26 protein-coding genes are annotated in these 24,175 nt (G+C 62.0%); 11 read left to right on the top strand and 15 right to left on the bottom strand.

The genetic code is table 11. The features are described 5' to 3' along the window. The first annotated feature begins 8 nt into the window (after positions 1-8). Entirely contained in the window at positions 9-1,151 is a 1,143-nt protein-coding gene (locus tag BB28_RS12255; RefSeq protein ID WP_064393485.1) for an acyl-CoA dehydrogenase family protein, read from the top strand. A 20-nt stretch (positions 1,152-1,171) separates the two neighbouring features. Here the strand turns inward: BB28_RS12255 and BB28_RS12260 are convergent, their stop codons facing one another. Genes BB28_RS12260 through BB28_RS12280 form a run of 5 tightly spaced genes read right to left on the bottom strand, consistent with a single transcriptional unit; the run spans position 1,172 to position 6,467 of the window. After that, positions 1,172-2,296: an MBL fold metallo-hydrolase gene (locus tag BB28_RS12260; RefSeq protein WP_109550672.1), complete on the bottom strand. Its 1,125-nt coding sequence runs from the start codon at positions 2,294-2,296 to the stop codon at positions 1,172-1,174. After that, positions 2,293-3,522 (bottom strand): oxidoreductase, encoded by a 1,230-nt coding sequence (locus BB28_RS12265; protein ID WP_064393486.1) that lies wholly within the window; start codon positions 3,520-3,522, stop codon positions 2,293-2,295. Before BB28_RS12265 ends, BB28_RS12260 begins: the two co-directional genes overlap by 4 nt. 4 nt (positions 3,523-3,526) lie before the next feature. After that, the gene (locus tag BB28_RS12270; RefSeq protein ID WP_064393487.1) at positions 3,527-4,300 is read right to left on the bottom strand and encodes an acetoacetate decarboxylase family protein; all 774 of its coding nucleotides are present in this window, start codon (positions 4,298-4,300) and stop codon (positions 3,527-3,529) included. After that, positions 4,300-5,100, bottom strand: a complete 801-nt coding sequence (locus BB28_RS12275) for an SDR family NAD(P)-dependent oxidoreductase (RefSeq protein ID WP_064393488.1) — start codon at positions 5,098-5,100, stop codon at positions 4,300-4,302. The genes BB28_RS12270 and BB28_RS12275 overlap by 1 nt, the downstream gene beginning before the upstream one ends. Continuing rightward, on the bottom strand, positions 5,097-6,467 hold the full coding sequence (locus BB28_RS12280; protein WP_075874247.1) for a flavin-containing monooxygenase: 1,371 nt from the start codon (positions 6,465-6,467) through the stop codon (positions 5,097-5,099). The genes BB28_RS12275 and BB28_RS12280 overlap by 4 nt, the downstream gene beginning before the upstream one ends. A gap of 117 nt (positions 6,468-6,584) precedes the next feature. On the opposite strand from BB28_RS12280, the gene BB28_RS12285 reads away from it, so the two are divergent. Beyond that, positions 6,585-7,202: a TetR/AcrR family transcriptional regulator gene (locus tag BB28_RS12285; RefSeq protein ID WP_157889436.1), complete on the top strand. Its 618-nt coding sequence runs from the start codon at positions 6,585-6,587 to the stop codon at positions 7,200-7,202. A 52-nt stretch (positions 7,203-7,254) separates the two neighbouring features. On the opposite strand, the gene BB28_RS12290 is transcribed toward BB28_RS12285, so the two are convergent. Genes BB28_RS12290 through BB28_RS12300 form a run of 3 tightly spaced genes read right to left on the bottom strand, consistent with a single transcriptional unit; the run spans position 7,255 to position 10,407 of the window. Beyond that, positions 7,255-7,872, bottom strand: a complete 618-nt coding sequence (locus BB28_RS12290; RefSeq protein ID WP_064393490.1) for a DUF1345 domain-containing protein — start codon at positions 7,870-7,872, stop codon at positions 7,255-7,257. A gap of 57 nt (positions 7,873-7,929) precedes the next feature. Further along, on the bottom strand, positions 7,930-9,348 hold the full coding sequence (locus tag BB28_RS12295) for an Hsp70 family protein (RefSeq protein WP_064393491.1): 1,419 nt from the start codon (positions 9,346-9,348) through the stop codon (positions 7,930-7,932). 57 nt (positions 9,349-9,405) lie between these two features. Beyond that, entirely contained in the window at positions 9,406-10,407 is a 1,002-nt protein-coding gene (locus BB28_RS12300) for an alpha/beta fold hydrolase (protein WP_064393492.1), read from the bottom strand. Positions 10,408-10,473: 66 nt separating this feature from the next. Between BB28_RS12300 and BB28_RS24580 the strand changes: the two genes are divergently transcribed. Both BB28_RS24580 and BB28_RS12305 read left to right on the top strand, forming a co-directional pair. Next, positions 10,474-10,986 (top strand): hypothetical protein, encoded by a 513-nt coding sequence (locus BB28_RS24580; RefSeq protein WP_075874248.1) that lies wholly within the window; start codon positions 10,474-10,476, stop codon positions 10,984-10,986. 23 nt (positions 10,987-11,009) lie between these two features. Then, entirely contained in the window at positions 11,010-11,246 is a 237-nt protein-coding gene (locus BB28_RS12305; protein ID WP_191985270.1) for a YdeI/OmpD-associated family protein, read from the top strand. 11 nt (positions 11,247-11,257) lie between these two features. Here the strand turns inward: BB28_RS12305 and BB28_RS12310 are convergent, their stop codons facing one another. Then, positions 11,258-11,905, bottom strand: coding sequence for a TetR/AcrR family transcriptional regulator (locus tag BB28_RS12310; protein WP_064393493.1), 648 nt, complete (start codon positions 11,903-11,905; stop codon positions 11,258-11,260). 88 nt (positions 11,906-11,993) lie between these two features. Between BB28_RS12310 and BB28_RS12315 the strand changes: the two genes are divergently transcribed. Beyond that, positions 11,994-13,232, top strand: a complete 1,239-nt coding sequence (locus BB28_RS12315) for an oxygenase MpaB family protein (protein WP_064393494.1) — start codon at positions 11,994-11,996, stop codon at positions 13,230-13,232. Here BB28_RS12315 and BB28_RS12320 read toward each other — a convergent pair. After that, positions 13,229-15,622, bottom strand: a complete 2,394-nt coding sequence (locus tag BB28_RS12320) for a phosphoketolase family protein (protein WP_064393588.1) — start codon at positions 15,620-15,622, stop codon at positions 13,229-13,231. The genes BB28_RS12315 and BB28_RS12320 overlap by 4 nt on opposite strands. A 107-nt stretch (positions 15,623-15,729) precedes the next feature. Here BB28_RS12320 and BB28_RS12325 point away from each other — a divergent pair, with 107 nt between their 5' ends. From BB28_RS12325 to BB28_RS12335, 3 genes are all read left to right on the top strand, one after another. Next, positions 15,730-16,245: a flavin reductase family protein gene (locus tag BB28_RS12325; protein ID WP_191985254.1), complete on the top strand. Its 516-nt coding sequence runs from the start codon at positions 15,730-15,732 to the stop codon at positions 16,243-16,245. 304 nt (positions 16,246-16,549) lie between these two features. Further along, entirely contained in the window at positions 16,550-17,368 is an 819-nt protein-coding gene (locus tag BB28_RS12330) for a SigB/SigF/SigG family RNA polymerase sigma factor (protein ID WP_064393495.1), read from the top strand. Positions 17,369-17,827: 459 nt separating this feature from the next. Further along, positions 17,828-18,250: an STAS domain-containing protein gene (locus BB28_RS12335; RefSeq protein ID WP_064393590.1), complete on the top strand. Its 423-nt coding sequence runs from the start codon at positions 17,828-17,830 to the stop codon at positions 18,248-18,250. 25 nt (positions 18,251-18,275) lie between these two features. Here the strand turns inward: BB28_RS12335 and BB28_RS12340 are convergent, their stop codons facing one another. The 4 genes from BB28_RS12340 to BB28_RS12355 all read right to left on the bottom strand — a co-directional run bounded on the left by BB28_RS12340 (position 18,276) and on the right by BB28_RS12355 (position 21,027). Then, a complete protein-coding gene (locus BB28_RS12340) occupies positions 18,276-18,815 on the bottom strand; it encodes an anti-sigma factor (RefSeq protein WP_272936691.1) in 540 nt (179 codons plus the stop codon). Positions 18,816-19,351: 536 nt separating this feature from the next. Beyond that, complete coding sequence (locus BB28_RS12345) at positions 19,352-19,651, bottom strand: hypothetical protein (RefSeq protein ID WP_064393496.1); 300 nt, start codon at positions 19,649-19,651, stop codon at positions 19,352-19,354. A gap of 88 nt (positions 19,652-19,739) precedes the next feature. After that, positions 19,740-20,108 carry a hypothetical protein gene (locus BB28_RS12350; protein WP_064393497.1) on the bottom strand — a complete coding sequence of 123 codons (369 nt, stop codon included), beginning with the start codon at positions 20,106-20,108 and terminating at the stop codon, positions 19,740-19,742. Between the two features lie 385 nt (positions 20,109-20,493). Next, positions 20,494-21,027 (bottom strand): DUF6328 family protein, encoded by a 534-nt coding sequence (locus tag BB28_RS12355; protein ID WP_064393498.1) that lies wholly within the window; start codon positions 21,025-21,027, stop codon positions 20,494-20,496. A gap of 51 nt (positions 21,028-21,078) precedes the next feature. Here BB28_RS12355 and BB28_RS24585 point away from each other — a divergent pair, with 51 nt between their 5' ends. After that, on the top strand, positions 21,079-21,462 hold the full coding sequence (locus BB28_RS24585) for a hypothetical protein (RefSeq protein WP_075874249.1): 384 nt from the start codon (positions 21,079-21,081) through the stop codon (positions 21,460-21,462). A gap of 25 nt (positions 21,463-21,487) precedes the next feature. Further along, positions 21,488-21,808 (top strand): hemophore-related protein, encoded by a 321-nt coding sequence (locus BB28_RS12360; RefSeq protein WP_064393499.1) that lies wholly within the window; start codon positions 21,488-21,490, stop codon positions 21,806-21,808. 12 nt (positions 21,809-21,820) lie between these two features. On the opposite strand, the gene BB28_RS12365 is transcribed toward BB28_RS12360, so the two are convergent. Continuing rightward, positions 21,821-22,477, bottom strand: a complete 657-nt coding sequence (locus BB28_RS12365) for a GAF and ANTAR domain-containing protein (protein WP_225422044.1) — start codon at positions 22,475-22,477, stop codon at positions 21,821-21,823. Positions 22,478-22,690: 213 nt separating this feature from the next. On the opposite strand from BB28_RS12365, the gene BB28_RS12370 reads away from it, so the two are divergent. Then, entirely contained in the window at positions 22,691-24,049 is a 1,359-nt protein-coding gene (locus BB28_RS12370) for an amino acid permease (protein WP_064393500.1), read from the top strand. Positions 24,050-24,175 lie beyond the last annotated feature (126 nt).

The raw sequence follows: 24,175 nt of genomic DNA on the forward strand, positions 1-24,175 counted from the left end.
ACATCACCATGGATTTCAACCTCACCGACGAACAGCAACTCCTCAAGAACTCTGTCTCGGACTTCCTGTCCAACCGCTATGCCCTGGACACCAGCCGACGTGCGGCGCGCTCGGATGCCGGCTGGCAGCCGCAGGTGTGGAAGTCCTTCGCCGAGGAACTCGGCATCCTCGCCGCGCCACTGCCTGAGGAACTCGGTGGTTTGGGTGGCGGCGCGGAGGAAGTTCTTGTCATCGCCGAGGTGCTAGGGCAGCATCTGGTGGTCGAGCCATTCATCGGCACCGTGGTTCTCGGTGGCGGGCTGCTGCGGCGCTCGAGCAGTGACCTTGCCAGAGAACTCGTTGGCGGAATTGCATCCGGCGATGTTGTCACCGGATTTGCGGCGCTGGAACCAACTTCCGGCCAGGCGTTCCATTCCGTACGGACCACCGCGCGCCGTGATGGACAGCACTGGGTGCTCGACGGCGAAAAGATCGTGGTCAGTGACGCACCGATCGCCACCCATCTGATCATCACCGCGCGGACCTCCGGTGATGCCGCCGACACCGCGGGTCTCACGCTGTTCGCGATACCGTTCGATCCCGCCGATCCGCCATCAGGGATCGACGTACACCATTACCGGACGATCGATGACCATCACGCCAGCGATCTGGTGATAGCCGGCCTGCGCGTGCCGGATTCGGCGCGCATCTCGGAGGTGGACGAGGCGTGGCCGCTGATCGATGCCGCACTCGATGAGGCCACAGCTGCCACCGTGGCCGAGGCAGTGGGGATGCTGCGCAAGGTCCTCTCCGACACTGTCGAATACACCAAGCAGCGTCAGCAGTTTGGCGTAGCGATATCCAATTTCCAAGCGCTGCAACACCGCATGGTGAATATGCATATTGAGGTCGAGCAGGCGGTCGCGGCCTCGTATCTGGCCTCGCTCAATCTCGATGGCGCACGCCGTACTCGGGCGGTGTCGGCCGCCAAGGCGACCATCGCGCGTGCGGCCAGGCTGGTGGGGCAGGAGGCCGTTCAGCTGCATGGCGGCATGGGCATGACCGAGGAGCTCGCCATCGGACATTACTTCAAGCGTCTTACCGTGATTGAGTCAGAATTCGGCAACCGGGACTTCCACACGACGCGGTATCAGCACGCGCGCAACACCTAGCATGCCTGTGGTGCGCAGGCTCAGCCGTGGTGAATCGCCTTGTGCGTGAATGTCGGTGTTGTGCCGGGATTCAGGCGGGCTGGCGTAAGTTCGCTAGAGGGGAAGAACTGTGGAAACCTCGGGTCAGTCTGAGATTCATCGACGATGCACTTCTCCATCACCAGTGAGTTGTACTGCTCGTAGGTGGTCTCGATCGTGTTCGCATTGAGTACTACCTCGTGTCCCCAGGAACGGGTAGATCGCGCAACCCCTGGTATGCGCGAGTGCTCGGGAGCTAAACATTCTGCTGCGATGGCGTTTTCGCTGACAGCCCAGATACCGGTGTCGGTGTTGAGAACGAGCGATTGGTTTCCCGCTGCATGTCCCGGAGAGGAGAGCAGAGCAACTCCCGGTCCGAGCAGGACGCTGCCGTCGAGCGGCAGGATCTTCTCTGGCGGTAGGTCGACGAAGGTGGCCGGCTGGTACCACGGGCGCTGGAGCGGGTGCAGGTCAGCCATAGCCTCGAGCTCGTCACGCTGCGCGAGCAGCACGGCGTTGGGAAACGCGGCAGAAACCGGATCTCGCGGACTGATATCGGGCTGTGGCGCAGTGGTACCGAGCCAACGGCGTACGTCCTGGGTGTGTAGGTGGTCGAATGCGAGGTAGTCGACCTCGGCCGGGTCGATGCCGGCCTGACGGCAGGCGGTGAGCACGTCGGAATGCTCGGTAACGAAGAAGCGTCGCGCAGGTGCGGGAGTACGCCGCTGTAGTTCGGCGAAATAGGGTGTGTAGGAATCCAGTTCGTGATCGCTAGGTTCGAAGAGCAGCGTGCGCCGCGTTCCGTCGGTCTCGGTCCAGCGCACGATCAACATCCGGTTGGTGATGGTCAGGAACGGAGCCGGGCTCATCGCGGCCCGGAACAGCCCGTACCTGGTGGGGTAGGGCAGGGCGATCAGATCATGCGTGGTCACCGAATCTGGTCTACCGGTGGCGGCGAAGTCCCGCCGGAAATCCAGTGCCCGGGTGCGGGTGGCGCGTAGGCGCGCCCCGTACCCGCCGGGAGCTTCAAGCGCCCGGTCGAACACATCGATGCGAGGGAAAGGTGCGCTGCGCACCGGCCTGGGCACGGCCAACGGCTCGGTATGTAATCGCGATGCCAGGTTCATCGCGTGCGCCTGGGAATCACAGCCTGCGTCGCACCCGATGCACCGATCCGTGCCAGTGCTTTGACCACCGTGCCGTATCCGGCAGCGCGTTGCGGGGTCAGACCCGCGGCGATGCGGTGGAATTGGTGATTATGTGCAGCCAGCTGCAAGTATCCGTCGAGCGGACGGTATCCCAACGCGCGCGGACCTGAAGGAAACTGTGGTTCCAGTTCCCCGGAGAGGATTCGGGTCGGGTAGTCGGGAACGAACGCCATAGGGCGGGCGATGCCCACCACATCGATTCCCGAAGCGACTGCGCCCTCCATTGCCGCCCTGGTCCGTATGCCTCCGGTAAGCATGAGTGGGATCGGCACGGCAGCACGGACTTTGGTGGCGAAACTCAGGAAGTATCCGTTCTCGGTGGCGGCCCGCCCGCGATGGGCCACGCCTTCCATGGCGGGGACCGCATAGTTACCGCCCGATATTTCCAGGAGATCGATACCGGAATCGGAGAGCGCGCGGGCAACATCTAAGGATTCAGCCTCGGTGAAACCGCCGTGCTGAAAGTCTCCGGCGTTGAGCTTGACTGAGATGGCCACTGTCGGTCCCACCGTGCCGCGGACGGCGGCCACAGTTTCTAGAAGCATTCGGCGCCGTCCCACTGCATCGGCCCCGTACTGGTCGGTTCGAGTGTTCGCCAGCGGTGAGAGGAATTGCGACAAGAGGAATCCATGCGCCGCATGAATCTGCACGCCGTCGAAACCAGCGGACACCGCGAGTTCGCTGCTACGCGCGTATCGTGCGATGACCTGGCGTACCTCCAGCGCCGACAGCTGCCGGGGCCTGCGCAGGTTGAACCCGGGTACAGGTTCGCGCACCGCGGCCGGTCCCACCGGGCGCCGGTTGAAGGGCACGGTCGCAACGCGCCCCGGATGATTGATCTGCATCCACAGCGTGGTGCCCGTGGCGTGGACCGTGTCGACCCACCGCCGCAGGCCAGGGAGACAACGTTCGCTATCAACGATGACATTGCGTGGCTCAACAAGTCCGGTGCGATCGATGACGGCATTGCCGGTGATGAGTAGTCCGGCTCCACTGCGTGCCCAGTTGGCGTACAGGCGCACCAGCTCGTCGGTGACACCACCGTCGCGCGCCGCGAGCTGCTCGCTCATTCCTGCCTTCGCGATGCGGTTGGAAAGTGTTGCACCGCAAGGCAAGGAAACCGGCTGATTCAGAATATCGCTCATGGTGTTAGAGGACTCTCGGTCGGAGGTGGGTTGCCGTGAATAGGGGAGTGAGGGGCCTGACCGGAATCGGCGGACGCCCTGCCGTCAGGTCCACGCGATGCAGGCGTGCTTCAACGACGCGGCCCAAACCCATCTGGTCGATGGGATCGCGTTCGGAACCGCCGATCTCGAAGTAGGCATCGTCAATCCGGCGCACCTCGATGGGACGTTCGCCCGGGGTGAAGGCCAGTACCCAGGGGAGGAAGGCCCCTGTCAGGCTCGCGACATTGCGGTGCGGCCGACCGAGGATGGGCGGTGCATCACTCATCGGCTCACCGACACGTCCTCCCATGGTGATGAGCTTGTGACCACGGCGGGTTGCCGTGGCGTGGATCTGCCGGCCGTCCAGCTGCCAGTCGATCTCACCGAGCTTCTTGGGGTATCCCAGCAGCTCGCGGCCCAGTATGAGCGCGACATCGTCATTGAGAATCATCCAGGGACAGTGAATCCCGGTTTTCCCCCGCGCTTTGATATGCACGAACACGCCCGCTTCGTGGTACACCGAGCCGTAGTTACAGTCTGGGAAGAACGCTGTGAAAACATCCGCGCGAGCGGGATTGGCCAGGCGTATCCCTGCGGGCAGCCATTGCCGCATGTGGTCCGGGTCCACCTCGACGGTGGCGGTGAAGTAGTGCGCGTCACGGTAAAGGGTTCGCCGCGGGTCCGCGAGGTTGAGCATGCGCTTGACGTCGCTCGTGACACGGCGCCCCTGGGTCCGGGTGGTGGGTTCCCAATCCATTACTTCGCCTTCCCATAGACGGCCCGCAACACCGGACCGATGACAGCGCGCGGAGTGTATTGGCCGCCGACGGTCTGCAGCTTGGCGAAAGCGCCCGGCACCACCCGCCGCTTTCCTTTAGATGCCCCCGAGAGCGACACTGCCGCAGCCGTTTCCGCAGATACCCACAATGGATCGGGCAGTAGCCGCTCGAGATTGGACAGCTCGGCAACCTCACCGAATTCGGTGTGGACCGGCCCGGGAGCGAGCAGTGTGCACGTGACCCCGGTGCCGCGCAACTCGCCATGCAGGGATTCAGCGAAGGTATTTGCGAATGCCTTCGACGCGGCGTAGGTGGCGTTTCCCGGCCCCGGCTGGTTTCCCGCGGTGGAGCCGGTGATCAGGATCGCGCCTGCCTTACGTGCCAGCATTCCGGGGAGCACGGCCAAGGTGAGTTCGTGGACTGCAACCGAATTAAGCTCCACTTGACGCAGCTCACGCGCGACCGGAAGTTCCGCGATGTCACCGTAGGTTGCGTATCCGGCGTTGTTGCACAGGATCGATATCTCGCGGCCCCGAATCTCGTCGGCGAGCACGGCCCGTGCGCCCCGGTCGGCAAGATCGCAGGCGCGTACCTCCACGGTGACGGCATGGGCGTTGGCCAGACGGTCTGCGAGCGTGCGGAGACGGTCCTCGCGGCGGGCCACGAGGATAAGCGAATGACCTTGCTGTGCAAGCTGTTCAGCAAGTGCAGAGCCGATTCCGGAGGACGCTCCGGTAATCACGGCCCTGGCGCGCGGGTGTGGCGTGGGCAGGCTCATGCGACAGGCTCCTCGCTAAGGCATAGTGCGGCGGGCGTAGAAATTGGAGTGGGAGATTCCGGCGGTGTCAGTGTGCGGGCTGCCAGGTTCCCGCCGAGAACGCGGGCGCGCCATGCGTACCAGCGGACTGCTCGCCGCAGTAATCGGATGCGGCCCAGGATCTCGGCAGATCCAGCCAGCATCGACGATCGTGCGCGCACGTGTAGCCCCGCGAGGTCTGATAGTGGGACCGGAAAAAGCCTTTGCAGCTGAATCAGTTCCGACAAGAAGCTCGACCCGGCCGAGATGATGCGGCCGGCGCCTGAACGCGGTGCGACCAGGCCCCACAGGTAGAGATTGGCGTAGCGGGGGACGAGTACATGCTCGATGAGTAGCGGATTGCCGTTTTCCCACAAGAACATCGACTCATCCAGGAACGGGAATCGGGTGCGGAAGCCGGTTGCCCACACAATCGTGTCATAGTCGCGGGCTGTTCCATCTACGAAATGCACTGTGCTGCCGTCGAAATACTCGATCTCTCGGCGCCGGGATACCCGACCGTGCTGAAGTGCGTACATCAGCGATGAGTTAACGGTGACGTCTTTGTCGAACAGCCGGTGATCCGGCACGTCGAGCCCGTATCGGCGGTATGAGCCGTAGGACAAGCGTAGGAGCAGTTTGAAGACAGGGCGTTGCACCGCCACCGGCACCCACACCCGGTCCAGTTCGGAGGAGGCGATACCGAAGATTGTCTTGGGGATGAACCAGTAGCCACCGCGCATGGAGATATCGGCATGCCCAAATGTTGCGGCGGCTTCGACCGCCAAATCGCTCGCCGAGTTCCCCGCACCCACCACCAGGACACGCTCGCCGCCGCCGAAGTCGGCGGGTCGCTTGTAGTCCTTGGAATGCAGTTGGCGCCCGGAGAACGTACCGGGATAGATCGGAATGTTGCGCTCCCAGTAATGACCGTTGGCGACTACCACGCCCAGGTAATTCCGCACCTCACCGGAGGCCAGTTGCACCGACCATCCGGCCATCCCGGTGCGATCGAGAGGGCGAACCCGGACAACCTCGGCATTGAACTCGATGTTGTCCCGCAAACCGAAGTGGTCGACGTAGTCCTCGAGGTACTGCAGCATCTGCGCCCGGCTCGGAAAGGTCGGGTAGTCCGCGGGCATGGGGTACTCGACGTACTGGGTCGAAGACTTCGAGCTGATCAGGTGCGTCGAGTCGTACACCCCGTGCGACCAGTTTCCGCCGATCGCATCCGTGGCCTCGAAGTGGTCGTAGTCCAAGCCGGCTTGCCGAAATGCGCGTGCGACTCCATTGCCTACATATCCAGCACCGATGATGCAGAAACGCCCATTGGAAGTCTGTTTTGCCATATCAATCCTCCCAAAGCTACACAAATGTAGCTTATGGCGGACGACTATAAGATACGGTTATGTAGCTTTGCAATAGGCGTGCGCTGAACGGCGGGAGGACATGGGTCGATGCCAGCGATGACACCGCGGCGGAACCGGCCGTACGCACCGCGTTTGACCCCAGAGGAGCGCCGAGAACAGCTACTGGACGGTGTACTGGACATCATCAACACCGACGGTGTGGGCGCGGTGAGCATGGACGCAGTGGCGCGCCGGGTTGGCGTCACCAGACCCGTCGTATACGGACTCTTCACCGATACCAACCACATCTTGCGCAGCTCACTGGACCGGGAAGAGAAGCGGGTTTTCGAGCAGATCGGTGCATCCATCCCGACACCGGGAGAGCAGAACCTCGCTGCCGCGTTAAATCGCCTGATCGATGCCTTCCTGCGAGCGGTCACGGACGCGCCACTGCGGTGGCGGGCCATCTATCTGGTCGTCGACAGCGGTACGCCCGCATTCCACAAACGTGTCGAGCGTGGTCGTACCGCCCTGGCCGTGCAGCTTGCCCAAACAATGCAGAGCTCAAATGATTTCGGCAGGGATCAGGACCATGAACTCCTTGCGCGGCACCTGCTCGCCGCCGTCTGGGACTCCGGCTGGCTGCTGCTCACTGATCCCGGCGCGTACCCGCGTGAGCGCCTGATGAATTCCCTACGCGGGCTGGTCATGTCCAGTTCCTCGTCCCGTGACTGATCTGTAGCCGCGACGTCGGCACGACGCGGTATCAGCACGCGTGTGGCCAGATCTACCCGACGAGATTGATCACCAGATTGATTGTGCACGCAATGATTACGGTGCCGTAGACATAGCTGAAAAGGCAGTGTTTCAAGACCACGTCGCGGATGTGCGACTCGGTGACGGCGGTGTCAGAGACCTGATATGTCATGCCGAGATTGAAGGAGAAGTAATAGAAGTCGACATAGCGCGGCGGCACGGTGGAATTGAAGTCGATTCCACCGGGGGCGTCCTGGTAATAGATCCGCGCATAGCGAGCGGCGTAGATCGTGTGCAGCATCGCCCACACGGTCAGGATCGCTCCTATGCACAGGCCCGCGTAAATACCCTTGTCCTCGTCGTTGGCGGAAATCAGAAGTATTCCGATTGCGGACAGACTGGCCACCAGAACCAGCAGCATCGCCACATCGCCGAGCTCGTCGTCCATGTCCTCGCTACTCGCGCGGGCACGCGTCTGCTCGGGATCCATGGGCCACAAGACAATCAGCGCCCACACGACACTGATGGCCGCGGCGACGATTACCACCGCGAGCAGGGCAACTTGCCAGCGCTGCAGCAGTGTCCACGTCAGGATGCCGGCCGCCAACCCCACCACGAGTGCGATCCAGAATCGTTTGGTGCCGGTCATGGACCCTCCCGCTCGTATCTTCTGGCTCGACCGCGTGGCCTAAGCCAACATTCGCGGCTAGGGATGGGGTGTGCTGGTCGCCGTCGTCGTGGTCGTGGTCGACGTGCGGTTACTTGGTGACGGAGCATCGTCGCGGTCCTGCCACGCGATGAATAGCGCAGTGAATATGGCCGCCGAGAACACCGCTGCGGCAAGAAACCATAGGAACGGACGCTGGAACCAGCGCATCCGGTCGGTGTCATGGTAGTCGCCCGGTGCGGGGCTGAAGGTCACCTCCGGGCGAGCGGCCGTGACCGGCGTCGAGTAGTCCTGATATTCCTGCAGTTCCGGGGAAGTATCGGCTTGGGACCAGGCAAAGCTATCGGACTCGACGGTGTCGATGGGCTTGGATGCCGGGCTTTTGGCGGTTTCCTCGCCCGTCGGCACCGGCCGCATCATGGTCGCTTCGGGCGATGGTGTCTCGTCTGGTTGACCGGCCATGACGGCGGCCCCGAATGCGGCGGCGAGCTGGGGCTGTGGCGCGGCGATGATCGGGCATCGCAATCGTTCGGAGAGCTGCTGGGTCACAAGAGGAATGCCGGCGCCGCCCCCGATGGTGAGGACGGCGCTGACGCCAGCGGAAGGAATGTTGTTGCGTTCCAGTGTTTCTTGAATGGTTGTGATCAACGCGGCAAGCGGGCCCCGGATCCGGTCTTCCAGCTCGCTACGGGTAAGCCGCACATCGGCGGTGAGGCCGGGCAGCTCGACGGGAACCACGGTCGTCGTGTCGGTCGACAGATGCTCCTTGGCCGCGCGACACCGATCACGCAGTCGGGTCAAGGCACCCAACGATGCTGTGCCGTCCGGATCCTGGTCGAGGCCGGTAAGGACCTGTGCCAGGAGTTCCTGATCAATGCGTTGCCCGGAGAAGTCGCGATGACGAACAGTGTCGCCGATCGGCCCGAAATTGCTTGCGGCGTCGGCCAACGTGATGCTTGTGCCGGTACCGCCCAGATCGCAGACGACGACGAATCCGTGATCCGGGACGCGATCGCGCACGCTCACCAATGCCGCGCGCGCGTCGGGCACCAGCTTCATTGGGTTTCCGCCGGGCGCCAGGGCAGGCACCTTGTCGATGGCGGCGCGCAACGCGGCGATGGACTGCGCGCTCCAATGGGCGGGTACGGCGGCCGCGAGTGCCGGGGGAGTTTCGAAATTGGCCACCACCGCCGCATCGGCGATCATCACCCGGATGGCTTCTGCCATGACCCAATCTGCGCTGTGCACCGATCCGTCAGCACCTACGATTCCGACGGGATCTCCGACGCGATCGACAAATCCAGTGAGTCCCAGACCAGGCTCCTTTGGGATGCCGACCTCCGAGGGCCGATCGTCATGCAAGGTGAGCATCGATGTCCGCACGACGGGAACGCCGTCAGGGTTGCTGTCGGTGGCGACCAGCTGTGTAGCCCCGATCGACATTCCGAGTGAGTTCATTCCCTACCTGTTCGCCTGTTCGATTGTGATTCTAGGCGGGTGCCTTTGAGGGAGGACCTAAAGGGCGTTCGCATCGATGATCGCGGTGGCGAAATCCTTGGGCGCCTCCTGCGGGACGTTGTGTCCGATCCCATCCAGGATGAGGTGGGAGTACTTGCCTGTGAACATCTTCCGGTAGGTGGCCCCGTCCTTGGCCGGCCCGTCGAAATCGCTACCGATCGTGATGGTTGGCACGCCGATAGTTGGCTTGGCCGCCAGCTTGGCCTCGACGGCGTCGTAGCGTGGTTCGCCCTTGGCCAGCCCGAGTCGCCACCGATAGTTGTGTATGACGATGTCGACATGGTCGGGGTTGTCGAAGGCGCCGGCCGAGCGGTCATAGACGGCGTCGTCGAAGTTCCACGTTGGTGAGGCGTTGTGCCAGATGAGCTTGTTGAAGTCGCGCGTGTTCTGTCGGTATCCCCGCAGCCCACGGTCGGTGGAGAAGTAGTACTGGTACCACCAGCCAAGTTCGGCCTGTGGTGACAGTGGCTGCTGGTTGGCTTCGAGATTCACGATGATGTAACCGCTGACCGCGACGAGTGCCTTGACACGCTCGGGCCAGATCGCGGCCACAATGTCGGCGTTGCGGGCGCCCCAGTCGAATCCGCCGAGGATGGCTGACGGGATCTTCAGCGCGTCCATGAAGTCGATGACATCGCTGGCAAGTGCGGCTTGTTGACCGTTGCGCACGGTGTCGGCGGACCTGAAGCGGGTACTGCCGTATCCACGCAGATAAGGGACGAGAACCCGAAATCCCTTGGCGGTCAGAAGCGGCACCACGTCCAGATAGCTGTGAATGTCATAGGGCCAACCGTGCAGCAGAATCACCGGTGGTCCATCGGGCGGGCCCTCATCGACGTACCCGACGTTGAGCAGGCCCGCGTCGATCTGTTTGAGCGGAGGGAACTGTGTGCGCGGTCGCGTCGCGTCGACACGGGCACCGTTCGAGCATGCCCCGAGGGTCGTTGCGCCGACCGCCGCAGCGAGCGCCACTTTGGAAAATCCGCGTCTGCTGATCATGTCGGGAGCCTAATCATCCGGCATCACTGACCAGCGGCTGTAGAACGACTGTGCGACGATGAGCCGATGGACGCAGCCAAGCTGTTTGTCGCTGGCGTAATCGTTGCTGGTGCCACGCTAACCCTGTCGGTCCCCGCCCTCGCGGATCCCGAGGTGCCCGGACCTGCGCCGGGACCCTCGACTCCGGATGCGGCAGCACCTGCCACCGGCCCCCTGGGCCCTCCACCTCCGGCACCGGCTCAGCCGGCGGTTCCCGAGATCGCAAACCCCACCTACGGCTCGGGGTCGAGTGGCCCATTGGGAACCATCCGCGACCTTTGGCATCAAGCCCACGACGGTCCACTCGATACGCCCGAAGGTGTCACCGGACGGCCCGCCGGTGCGGGTCCCGCTCCGCAGCTGCCGCCGGGATACATCTCGACAAATGCCCCAGAGTCCTCGAATCCGGGAAGGATCAGGGACCCCTATGCGCCGGCGCCCTCGGGGCCGCCGCTACCACCCGGATATACCTCGTTGAAGGATCCTGCGCCGCCCGGCTATGAACCCGCGGCTCCGGCCCAGGGCAGCCCTGCGCCGTGAGTAAGCAGGTGCCCGGTGGGGTCGTGCACACGCTGCCCGCAGACTTACGCACCGCACTGATCGGGAACCCCACGGCCCTGGCCCTATGGCAGGACATCACCCCGCTGGGGCGCAATGAGTTCATCTGCTGGGTCGAGGATGCCAAGCAGGAAGCGACCCGTGAACGCCGGATTCGGCGGACCCAAGAGGAACTCGAAGAAGGAAAGCGGCGGCCCTGTTGTTGGCCCGGATGCAAGCATCGCGAGCGCACCGGTAAGTAGCCGCGGCAGCGTCAGGTAGAGGAGATGTTGTCAACGGCCAGCGCGTGATTGGCCACCGTCAACAGGAGATCGGCACTGAGATCGATCAGCTGGTTCTTACTGATGGCAAGGTCACCGGCAAGCCAACTCGTCACGCTCTCCATGAGTGCGCCGAACAACTGGATGCCCGCGAGGGTGACTCTATGATCCAGATCCTGCGATAAGGCTCCGCCAGATATTCGGCTTGCCTGGGCGCGCATCAACGCGATGAACATGTCGCGGATCTGCGTGCGATGTCGGTGTGAGTTGTGCGCGGGGGACTCGACAAACACCACGCGTGCCTTACGTGGATCCTCGGTGAGTAGATCGATACACGCGCCCAATCCGGCCCGCACGACCTGACGCTCGTCGGTCCCGGCTACCGCGATCGCAGCGGTCATGACCGCCAACGTCTGAGCCGCCAGTTCATCGACCAGTGCCACGAAGATTGCATGGCGATTCTCGAAGTGCTCGTAGAAGTACCGGTCATTCAATCCCGTGGCCTGGCACAAACCCGAGACCGAGAGGCCGTTGTAGCCCTGCGAGCCCACCATGTCGAGCGCCGCGTCCAGTAGGCGCACGCGGCGCTCGGTTCGTCGCTGATCAGCAGAAATCCCACCGTAACCGCGTATAGCCGCCATGCATCCATTCTGGTGGAGTGCTTGCACAAAAACAACTTCTGGTGGAGACTTCCACCAGAATTGCCTCCGACTCCGGAAGGAACCCCTCATGGCGCCCTGTGCAGACACCTCCGTCCCGGCCCGCCACCCCCGGGACCGCCGCAAGGTACCCGTTGTCGGCCTGCTCGCCAGGGCAATGCTGATCAGCCCGCCAACTGATACTGAATGGCGCACCATCGGCAACGCTTTGAACGTGGGGGACCAGCCGACGGACGACCTGGTCGATTGGATGTACTCGCACGGGATGGATTCCGCACGCACGCTTTTCAACCAGGCGGTGGTTGAAGGGATCCGCGGTCTGGACAATCCTCCCGAACCGCTGCGCGCCTTCTTCGCACACCTTGAGGCAACGCCGAATTGGGTAGATTGGGCACGAATTCGATCCGGGCAGCGACTCTTTCAGCGTGGCGGCCTCGACACGATCTTCTTGGCCAGGGACGTTCCATTCCTGGGCGGTTTCGCCGCGTCGGGCATCAATCGAACACTTCTGCTCACCAAGACGGGACGGAGCGGGGAAAGCGGGAGTGCTCAGCGCTTCGCCGAAACCATGCAATGGGCCCTGAGCACGATCGCCGATGACGGCCTCTTGCCGCAAGGGCGCGGTTACCAGGCAACTCTGCAGGTTCGGCTGATTCACGCACTGGTGAGACGGCATGTGCAAGCCCTGCCGGAATGGCAGGCCGAGGACTGGGGAGTGCCGATCAACCAAACCGATATGGCGGCAACCATTCTCGGTGCTATCTATGTACCGGCGGTGCTATCGCTGTCGTTCGGCATCGTCGCGACACCTCGCGAACTGGAGGATGTCGCGCACCTGACGCGGTATGTGGGGTGGCTCATGGGGGTCGAGGAGCAATACCTTCCAGTGAGTTTCCGTGACGCGATGACGCGGCTCTACCACTACCTGATGTCATTGCATCGCCCCGATGAGACCAGCCGGGCCATGGCAGTGCCAATGGCCAACGATCCGCTGCATTGGCGCTACCCGAACTTCGAAGGCATCCGCCGCCGAATCGCATGGGCACAACATATTTCGATTACCACGACGTACATCGGGCGGGCGCAGATGCGCAGACTGGGGCTCCCCACGTACATGCCGCCGTGGTATCCGATGCTGCGAATTCCGGCGAATCTGTTACGTACCGGCGCGAATTTCGTGCTACCTGGCGGCCGCCTCAGACAGGCGCGTAACGGCTCGCGCCGGCAGTACGAGTTCATGCAGGCTCTCAGTACCGAGGGGCACTCCAAGATCGGGCATTCAGCCCGCTGGGTTGGGGACGCCGCCTAGAGTGGTGAGGCCGGGGAGTCCAGTTCGTGTTCCCATACCCAGTCTGCGATGGCGGGATCATCGCGGCCGTGTTCTCGGGTGTATCGACGGGCCGCGATTCGGGCATCGACCATGTCCTGTCGAAGGTCCACTGCCCGGACACCCATCCCCTCGACTCTGTCGATCACATCCATGACCAGGTGGAAGCGGTCCAGGTCGTTGAGCATCACCATGTCAAACGGAGTGGTGGTGGTGCCGCGATCCTTGAACCCGCGGACGTGCATCCGGTCATGGTCGGTGTGTCGATAGGCGAGACGATGGATCAACCACGGATAGCCGTGATACGCGAAGATGATCGGTTTGTCCGGCGTGAAGAGTGCATCGAAGTCGCTGTGCGACAGGCCATGCGGATGCTCGGAATCGGGTTGTAGTCGCATGATGTCCACGACATTGACCACGCGGAATGCAAGTTCGGGCAGTCGCCGCCGCAGGATGTCGGCGGCGGCCAGAGTTTCCAAGGTGGGTACATCCCCGGCGCAGGCCAGTACGACATCCGGTTCGTTCGAGGTGTTACTTGCCCAATCCCAGATTCCCAGCCCGCGTGCGCAATGCGCCCGCGCGGTATCCATTTCCATGTAGGTCAACGCCGGCTGCTTGCCTGCCACTACGACATTGACGTAATGGCGGCTGCGAAGACAGTGATCGGTGACTGCGAGGAGGGTGTTGGCATCGGGAGGAAGATAGACGCGCACCACTTCGGGCCGCTTGTTGGCCACATGGTCGATGAAACCCGGGTCCTGATGGGACGCGCCGTTATGGTCCTGACGCCAAACATGCGAAGTTAGTAAGTAATTCAGCGAAGGGATGGCGTGCCGCCAGGGAATCTGAGCACTGCTCGACAGCCATTTAACGTGCTGGTTGAGCATCGAGTCGATGATATGGGCGAAGGCTTCGTAACAGTTGAAGACGCCGTGTCTGCCGGTGAGCAGATATCCCTCCAGCCATCCTTGGCAGAGGTGTTCGGAAAGTACTTCCATGACCCTGCCCGTGGGCGCCAAGTGTTCATCTGTTGACTCGGTACGCGCCAGCCATACTTTGTCGCTGCGTGCATAGACCGCCGACAACCGGTTGGAAGCGGTTTCATCCGGCCCCATCAGACGGAAACTCGTCGGATTACGGTCGATGACGTCGCGAAGGTACGATCCCAGAACCTTTGTGGCCTCCGCGTTCACTGTCCCGGGGCTCCCTACGGGCACGGCGTAGCGATCCACGTCCGGCAGGTTGAGGTCACGCGCCAACGAGCCGCCGTTGGCATGTGAGTTACGCCCGATCGTCATCTCGGCGCGGGGAGCAAGCTCTGCGATCTCTGGGCGCAGTACCCCATGGTCGTCGAACAGCTCGTGCGGACGATAGCTCTCCATCCAGTCCGCAAGCTGCGCCAATTGCGAAGGATTGGTACGGCATTCGGGCAGCGGAACCTGATGCGACCGCCAGGTGCCTTCCACCGGCAAGTCCTCGACCATCTTTGGGCCGGTCCACCCCTTGGGTGTGCGCAGGACAATGAGCGGCCAACGGGGAAGGCATACCGTCTGCGCCCGACGAAATTCCTGCTGAATGTCGGCGATACGGCCAAAGGCCCAGTCGAATGCGGAGGCTAACTGCTGGTGAACCTCGGCGGGGTCGTCTCCGCTCACCGTGCAGGGATCGTGGCCGTATCCGCTCAGCAGAGAATGGAGATCGTTCTGGGGAATTCGTTCCAGCACGGTCGGATTCGCGATCTTGTAACCGTTGAGGTGCAGGATGGGCAAGACCGCACCATCCGTGGTCGGGTTCAGGAACTTGTTCGAGTGCCAGCTTGCCGCCAAGGGGCCCGTCTCTGCTTCCCCGTCCCCAATGACGCACGCGACCACTAGATCCGGATTGTCGAAGGCTGCTCCGTAGGCGTGGGCGAGCGCGTATCCAAGCTCTCCGCCCTCGTGGATCGACCCGGGGGTCTCAGGTGCCGCATGGCTGGGAATGCCGCCAGGAAAAGAGAACTGCCTGAAGAGCTTTCGCATACCCTCGAAGCTCTGATCGATGTGCGGATAGAAATGGCTGTAGCTGCCATCGAGGTAGGTATTGGCGACGACCCCCGGTCCTCCATGCCCCGGCCCGGTTACCAGCATGACGTTGGTATCCCTTTGGCGGATAATTCGATTGAGGTGTGCATAGACGATGTTGAGACCGGGGGTCGTACCCCAGTGGCCCAGCAGGCGTGGCTTGATATGGCTCGCGGCGAGTGGTTCACGCAGTAAGGGATTGTCCAGCAGATAAATCTGGCCGACCGACAGGTAGTTGGCTGCTCGCCAGTAGGAGTCGAGCTGACTGAGCTCCTCATCGGACAGCGCTGCTCTTGCTATCGCACTCGTCACAATCACTCCGTCTCTCCTGGCCGGTCCCAGGTCACCGCTTGCCTACCCGTTTCCCAGAGCGTCAAACGGGTATAGCTGCTGGATGTAGCCGGGGATCGGAGACGGGAATGGACAACACAGCGTCATCAGACTCGGATATGCAGGCAGATTTCACCAAGCTCATGGGCCAACTGGATCATCCGATGTACGTCGTGACTGTGCAGGGCGCAGAGGGGCCTTCGGGTTGCCTAGTCGGATTTGCGACGCAGATCAGTATGAATCCGCCGCTGTTTCTTGTCGGACTGTCGGACCAGAACCACACATGGCGGGTTTCGCAGGCAGCCAGCCATCTGGCAGTCCACGTGATGCCTCCGGCAGAGGGCTCGGTGGTGCGCCTTTTTGGCGAGGAGACCGGCGACAGCGTTGACAAATTCGCGAGGTGTTCTTGGCGTGAGGGCCCGCATAGCGCGGCGATACTCGACGCATCCTCGGCTTGGTTCGTGGGTGAGATTCTGGCGCGCATCGAGTTCGGCGACCACATCGGCCACGTGCTCTCACCTGTCGCCGTTATGCGGCCCGATGAGTTGCATGGCTACGTAACGTTGAGCGATGTCACGGGGCTCATCCCCGGCCACGAGGCCTGATGGCTTCGGTATTTCGTATCAAATATCCACTGCCCGTGTATAAGTCAGCCACGTAGAGCGTGGAGCCTGCTCCTGATCAGTGACTGGTCCGGTGCGCGTGAATTCGCCGTAGGGTGGTGCCTATCGCAATATCCGCTTAGTGTGGGGGAAGCAGATGTGGTGCGCATATGGTCCGCATGAGAGGACGCGGGCCCGCTGGCAGCGGAATGGCAGTGGCCCGCCATTGAATGCACGCGCAGCTCGCCGACGTGGTCGGCCAAATCAAACGAGCTGCGTCGTGGACAGCGTTGAGAGGGTTCATTACATGGAATGCCCTGTGGATGTTCCGGATACCGGGCGCCCGGTGGCTAAACCTAAACCGGGCGGCGGGGCCGACGACTATTCGGATGTTCCTGACATGTTCCTGGCCCTCGGTGGTATGCCATCCGACGGCGACGCGTATCACCGTGGCCGGGAGCAGATTGTTACCAGATGCCTGCCGCTGGCAGACAATGTCGCGCGCCATTTCGATCGCCGTGGCGTCGACCTCGAGGACCTGGTTCAAGTCGCGCGGGTCGGATTGATGAATGCGGTCAATCGCTTTGACCCTGACAAGGGTGCGAATTTCCTTGGTTTCGCTGTCCCCACCATGATGGGGGAGGTGCGTCGGTATTTCCGCGATCATGGGTGGTCGATGCATGTGCCGCGTGCGATCCGTGACAGGCATGTCCAGATTGCCAGGGCCACCGCGGAACTGACCCAGGCGCTGCAGCGTGCGCCCACAGCTAGCGAGTTGGCAGCGGAGATGGGGATCAGCCGTGAGGACGTCGTTGAGAGCCTGGTCGCGGCGGATGCCTATCAGCCGCAGTCGATCGAGGCGCCTCTGCCCCACGGAGATGACGAGTCCAGGCATGTAGGGGACCTGCTCGGTGGCATCGACCCGGCACTGGAACACGTCACCAATCGTGAGGCGGTACGCCCGCTGCTGGCTGGGTTGCCGCGTCGCGAGCGCACGGTCCTTGAACTTCGATTCTTCAAAGGCATGACCCAGAGTCAGATCGCCGACGAGATCGGCGTATCCCAGATGCATGTATCGCGGATACTCAGTGACACCCTGCGGCATCTCCGGGAACAGTTGCAGTAGGTCAAAAGCGTTTCGGTGGATTGAATGGCGTCTTCACCGGGTATGTGATGTCCAGCGCGGCATATTTGGAGGTGAGTCGTGGACGCACTTCGATTTGTACAACGCCTAGCAGGCTTCGTGCGGCGAGGCTATCCGCCGAATGCGCCCGTTGTCGGACACTGCCCACTTGTGGCGCTGATGCCGTGCACTGCCAACGCCGAGCGCGATCAGGCTCACGATCGTCATAATTAGCTTTACAGCGTAAACACCTGACAATGCTGGCTGCCTATGTTTGCGATAGGGCATCTAGGCAGCTAGAAGCATTGTGCACGAACGTGAGTCGGCGTAGCGTCGTTATCAGGTTGAGTCCACAGCCGCGCAGGATCTGTAGATGCCAGTGCAGTGTCGGGCTTCTATATCGGGCTTGCAGCCTGGTGTCTCCGATCCGAAGAATGCACACTTCGATCGATGGAGTCATACATGTCTATCATTGACCAAAATGCATCACGTTTCGCGGCTCGAACCAAAACCGGTGTTATTTCCCTGTTTTCATCAATGGATGACACTGCGCGGTTCACGGCTCACTGGCACCGTCCATCTGCAATCCTCGTGCGCGTCACGGGCGAGATCGACGCGGTCAACGCCAGCCACCTCTCGGAGTATGCGACGCGCTATCTCGATGGGCACCGCGCTTTGGTGCTCGATCTCGAAGGTCTGCGGTTCTTCGGAACCGACGGCTTGGTGGCACTCGACGAGATACGCCGCCACTGTGCGATAGAAGGGATCGACTGGTCGGTGATTCCCGGACGTGCTGTCGCCAAACTGCTTGACATCAGCGGGGACAGCAGCACTTTCCCGCTGAGCGATTCGATGCCTGAGGTGTGGAGTAAGTTGGCGCTGTAGCCGAAAAGCATTGTCTCAGCCAGAGTTAACCATGAGCCACGTGTACTGCGGCAGTGGTGCGCCGCCCTGTGCTCATCGTTACGCCGACGACACGACCAGGCTCGTCGGCCGAGCGGTCTCGTTCAAAAACTTCGATATGGTCTACCAGCGATCTGAGGACATGCCAGCTGAAGCTATCGAGCGGAAACACATCCCCGGGCAGGCATTGCGTAAACGCCACGATGCCCAGACAATCTGAATGAAAATCCAACCGAACGGTGAGTGTGGCCTCGGATACCGACGCCCGGATCAGCCGGGTGCACGCTTCGTCAGTGGCTAGTTTCAAGTCAGCCACCGTATCCATGTCGACATCGTCGAACGTTGCGGCCGCGCCTACGACGGTACGTATCATCGCCAGATTATCGAGCCGAGCGGCTATTTGGAACGTGAGAGACCGGTCGCCCGCATGACTGCCGGATTCAGTGGCGTCAGTCTCGGTCATATCTCTCCCAACATTTTCTGCGTTCGAGATTACCTGGATCATCGGCGCACAACCAACACCTGCACGTGCCCGTTCGGCATCCACACCGAACTCCGTGCGTTGTCGATGAATTAGGTAACGTCAGTGTACGTCTTCTGCTGGCATATCGGCCTAGGGAACATATGGCTGATCGGTCTGCATGAGACGGGTTGCATCGCGTTCGGGTGGGGCGGGAGCGAGTGTCGCTGGTGCAAGCGGGTAAGCACGCGTTACGGCAACGTAATCCGTGGGGTGCCCACAGAGCCTGTTTGTTCATGATAGGTGTGACCTACCCGCAGCGCCGCGGACTCAATCATTGATTGCGCAACTTATGAGGAGTCGGTGCTCTTATCTTGGCGGCGGGACATATCCGGACATCAGTGTCGCGCACCTGCCGAAAGCCGCTGGTTTACCTCGGACGGATACGCAGCCGTACCCTGTGGCACGGGCACCGCCGCACATCGCTACGTTATCTCTACTCGTCACACGAACTACCTTGCACTGCAATCTTTTGAACAACCGCGCGCTGTGCGGCGCTCGATACCGAATGTTTCAGCGGTGCACTGTGGCAAGAGTAAGGTCCGCCTACTTCCAGGCTTTGATCAATCGTGGCGAGGTTCCGAATGTTCTTGGTGCCAAGCGTCTTCCATTTGACGGACGCGTTTGCGTTCGATGTGGAGCCAGAGCCACCCGAGAAGGAAGAATGCAAAGGCTGCAACGCCCGCAATCGATGCCCAACCGTAGAGCCGATAGCCGGCTGCGGTGAGTCCCAGCACAACAACGGTGATGCCGAGCGCGATGAGTCCCAATCCTGGCCAGGACGCCCTGTCTGCCAAGGCTTCGCCGGCGTGGGGGCGAAATGTGCGGGCATGATCCACTGGGTCGTCATCTGATTTTTGCATGCGGTCTCCTCATGGCCAGGGGCGCCGGTATTCCGCGGCTCATGGCGCAGCAGTACCCGCGATCCCGCCGATCAAACCCGGGGCGTGGTCAGGTCGTCATCATCCGTCCGGCCAGCATGAGGTTCACGACCATGAGCAATAGCAGGAACCAGCCGGCGCCCTGCCAGATCCACCAGCTCTCGTGACGCTTCCAGCTTCGGTAGGTCTGTACAAATGCAATAATCCCGCCGATCAAGAGAACCGCCGGTGAGGCCAGCGCAATCATCGGTGTGCCGTGTCGTCTGCAAAGTGCCTCATTGACGTCCAGACTGATCGAGCACTGCCCGATCCACATCACGGTCGTGATGAGGGTCATGGCGGCGATCGCAACGAATGCAAGGCTGAACCACATGGCTCTTCCGAACGTCCGCTTATCCAGTGACTTTCGTGCTGGGTCGCTGTACATAGGGGCGTTCACGAAGGTGTCATCTCGCTAGTGCTGGTTCGTGTGGGCCGCATAGAGCCATCCCTTTCGTCCTTTCTCGGTACTGCGTGGAGAGGCTTCCCGAAGTTGTATGGCGTCAAACGTCTGACGCGAATCACACCCGACGCACTCGAACATCATCGTGCGGGTGTGACGCGGGATGTCGTTGGCAGAGAAGTGAGGCCGACCGGCGCATGGCACGGTCGGCCTCACTTTCGCCAGATAGCTTGTCCAGCCTCAGCGGTTTTCGCGCCGATCGGCCTTTTCGATCGCTGGAACGAGTTCCGTTGTTCATAGCGGACCTGAAAGTACTGCGGCCGGGTACCCCGCCCGCTGCATAAACAAACGTCGCGTCCTTGCCCGGGCCGCAATGGCTCTGTTACAAGGGAAGTCGCGGTCCACGCCGCGTCCGCGAGGTGATTCTCGAACGAAGGACCAGCGGCAACACGAGCCAGCAGAGGGTGAATGCAACGAGTGCTATGGCACCCGAAGCGATACCGGCACGGCGGCCCGAGACGGTATCGAAGACGATGTCGGTTACTCCGACCATGGCCAGTCCCAGTGACAGCAGACCGGCGAACGCCAGCCGGTGTGCCGCCGAGACAAGCACGGGTAGGCGGTGCCGTCGGAACAACACGCGGTGCATGCCAACGGGTGCCACCAGCAGCACCGTGGATACGACCGAGCACGCGACCGTGGCGAGATAGACCAACCGCATCGGGTGATCGAGCACGATGAAGCGCTGTTGGAAGGGGAGCGTAAGCAGCAGGCCTGTCAACAACTGGACACCGGTTTCCACCACCCGCAGTTCCTGCAGCAGGTTGGCCCAGTTCCGGTCAAGCCGTTCGGTCACATTCTCGTGGCGAGCCCGCGCGTCCCACTGCTGGTCGCTTTCCGGATGGTCGACGTCCACCTGTCCATAGTTCCCCGTTTGAGCCGGGCGAAACCCGGGTAGAGGCAATGTATGCATACGAAAGCCAGAAATTCAGTGAGTGTCGTCATCAGCTCCATGGCGGTGATTGCTTCGCTAGTTGGCTGCGGTAGCGACACGTCCGCTTCTAGCGTCGGCACCACCACTCAAACACCACCCGCGCCCGGGGGCAGCGGAGGCGTGCCCGGCGGCCCGACCGGCGGGGGCGGACCTGAGGGCGGCGCCGGAAGCATTCCGGGCGGCCCCACCGGCGGTGGTGGCCCGGGTGGGGGTGCGGGCAGTATCCCCGGTGGTCCGACCGGCGGCGGTGGACCGGAAGGTGGCGCCGGAAGCATCCCCGGCGGTCCGACTGGTTCCGGTGGGCCGGGCGGTGGAAGCGGCTGCATCCCCAATGTGGGGTGTGTGAACGTACCCTGATCGATCCGAGAGAGGAGGTCATGGCATGAGTAACAAGACTATCCTTGCAGCCCTTGCCATCTCGGCGGCATCAGCGGTGGTCGGCGCACCCGTCGCACATGCATCGACAGACTGCAACCCGGAGAGCGTCACGCAGACGATCCGCGCGGCCGACAACGCCCTGAGTGTCTATTTTGCGAAGTATCCCCAGGCCAACGAGGTGATCACGCAGGCCTACACGCAGCCCGAATCGGTTGGGGCAGCGAATATCAAGGCGTACTTTGGCGCCCACCCCCAACAGGACCGGGAACTTCAGGACATCATGGCGCCCATCGACAAGAAGCGGCAGGAGTGCAAGACAGTCTGACGATGGCGCGCGTCAACGCGAGGGGCGATCATCGACGATGGCACGGGCCACGTCCACCAGCTTGGTGTTGGACTCCTGAGATAACTGCCGTATCAGCGTGAAGGCCTGGGCGGCATCGATAGCGAACCGCTCCATCAACATTCCCTTGGCTTGCCCGATGATGTCGCGGGAGGCTAGAGCCGAGACCCACTGTGATTCGCGTTGCGCAGCCACGAGCACGATCGCCGCGTGGGTGGCCAGCGCAAGGCCGGCGTCATACGAATCCGCGCCGAATGCCTGGGGGCTTTGCGAGTAGAGATTCAGCGCCCCAAGGTTTTCCCCATGCGTGAACAACTGGAAAGACAACATTGATCGCACACCGAGCTTGACTGCGGCCTTCGCGAATTCCGGCCAGCGTGTGGACTTGGCCAGGTCCTCGGCGTACACCGTTTCATGCTCCCACGCAGATTGGACACAGGGCCCTTCGCGCAGCTTCTGTTGTATCTCGTCGAGAATGCGGGGCACCTCCGAGGTCGCTGCCCGGGATTCGATGGTGTACTGACCGGTCACCAGGGTGATGCCGGCCTGCTCAACACCGGGCACATTCTCCAGAGCCGCGGTGGTGATCGATTGGAGCGTCATCTCGACGCTGGAATGCTCTTGTTGCATGCGGCGGGCGGCGTCAGCCATCTTCGCGCTGAATGCGCCAGGAACAGGGGCGTCGGTCACGATGACCATCGTGCCAGCTGGCAGCCGGGTTAGCGTGATTCTCCTGCCACATGGGAGTCACAGCGTCAGGTCGATCAGCTCCGATGCTCGCGGGCAGTGGCAGAGCACCTAAACTCAGCTAACTTCCCGGTTATCTCACAACCCCGAATACGCCACGCGATAGGAGTTCGCCCTGTGAACAGCACGCCGGAGACGCTGACGCGAGGGCTCTCCGCTCGCCACATCCGTTTCATCGCATTGGGTTCGGCCATCGGGACAGGTCTGTTCTACGGATCGGCCGAAGCGATCAGGCAGGCGGGCCCCTCGGTTCTGCTGGCTTACCTGCTGGGCGGGGCCGTCATCTACATCGTGTTGCGGTCGCTGGGGGAGATGGCGGTGCGCAGCCCGGTCGCCGGATCATTCGGCGAATACGCGACGCAATACATGGGCCCGCTGGCCGGATTTCTCACCGGCTGGACGTACGCCCTGGAGATGGTCGTCGTCTGCCTGGCCGATGTCACCGCGTTCGGTGTGTACATGGGGTTCTGGTTCCCGGGCGTGCCACGCTCGATCTGGGTCCTCTCGATCATCTTCTTCATCGGTGCGATAAATCTGCTCAGCGTCAAGGTGTTCGGGGAAGTCGAGTTCTGGCTCAGCCTCGTCAAGGTGCTTGCCATTGTGGCGATGATCGGTGGTGGCATCGCGATCTTGCTGTGGGGGACATCTACCGGGCATGAGGCGCAGCACGGTATCGCCAATCTGTGGAATGACGGCGGCTTCTTTCCCAACGGGTTGGCAGGCTTCTTGGGCAGCTTCATGATCGTGATGTTCGCGTTCGGAGGCACCGAGATCATCGGAATCACTGCGGGTGAGGCTAAGGACCCGGCGCACACGATTCCCCGGGCCATCAACACAGTTCCCATACGCATCATGCTTTTCTATGTTTTGACGCTCGCCGTCATCATGTCCCTGAATCCCTGGCGCTCCATCGATTCGAACAGCAGCCCGTTTGTCCAGATATTCGAGGGGTTGGGGCTTACGTCAGCGGCGACCGTCCTGAATGTCATTGTGGTGACGGCCGCATTGTCGGCGATCAACAGTGATGTCTTCGCCGCTGGACGAATGATCTACGGCATGGCTCAGCGAGGACAGGCACCCGCGATCATGCGGCGGGTATCGCGTAACGGCGTCCCGTGGATGACCGTGGTCGTCATGACGGCGGCCTTGCTCATCGGCGTGGTGTTGAACTATGCGATAGAGGAACGTGTTTTCGTCATCATCGCCTCGGTTGCCACCTTTGCAACGATCTTTGTCTGGCTGATGATCCTTCTGTCCCACTTCAGGTTCCGATCGGAAACGGGCGCCGGCGATATGTCAGGGCCGAGCTTTCCGGTACCGGCCTGGCCGTACCTGCAGGTGTTCGCGACCGGATTTCTGGTCTTCGTCATGATCCTGCTGGGCTTCAGTGCGGATACCCGCGTTGCGCTCATCGTCGGTGCGGTGTGGCTTCTACTGCTCGCGGCCGGGTATCGCATGTCCCGCCGGGTTGCGTAGGCGAGATTAACGCCCCACGCCTCGCGGTATCCGAATCATCCCGCTTCCCTCACCGTGGCTGCGCTTGCTTCGGCGCGACCGAAATGATCGGAGAGAAATGCGAATCCTGCCTTCGCGAATTATGGT

This window comes from Mycobacteroides chelonae CCUG 47445, assembly GCF_001632805.1.
Taxonomy (GTDB): Bacteria; Actinomycetota; Actinomycetes; order Mycobacteriales; family Mycobacteriaceae; genus Mycobacterium; species Mycobacterium chelonae.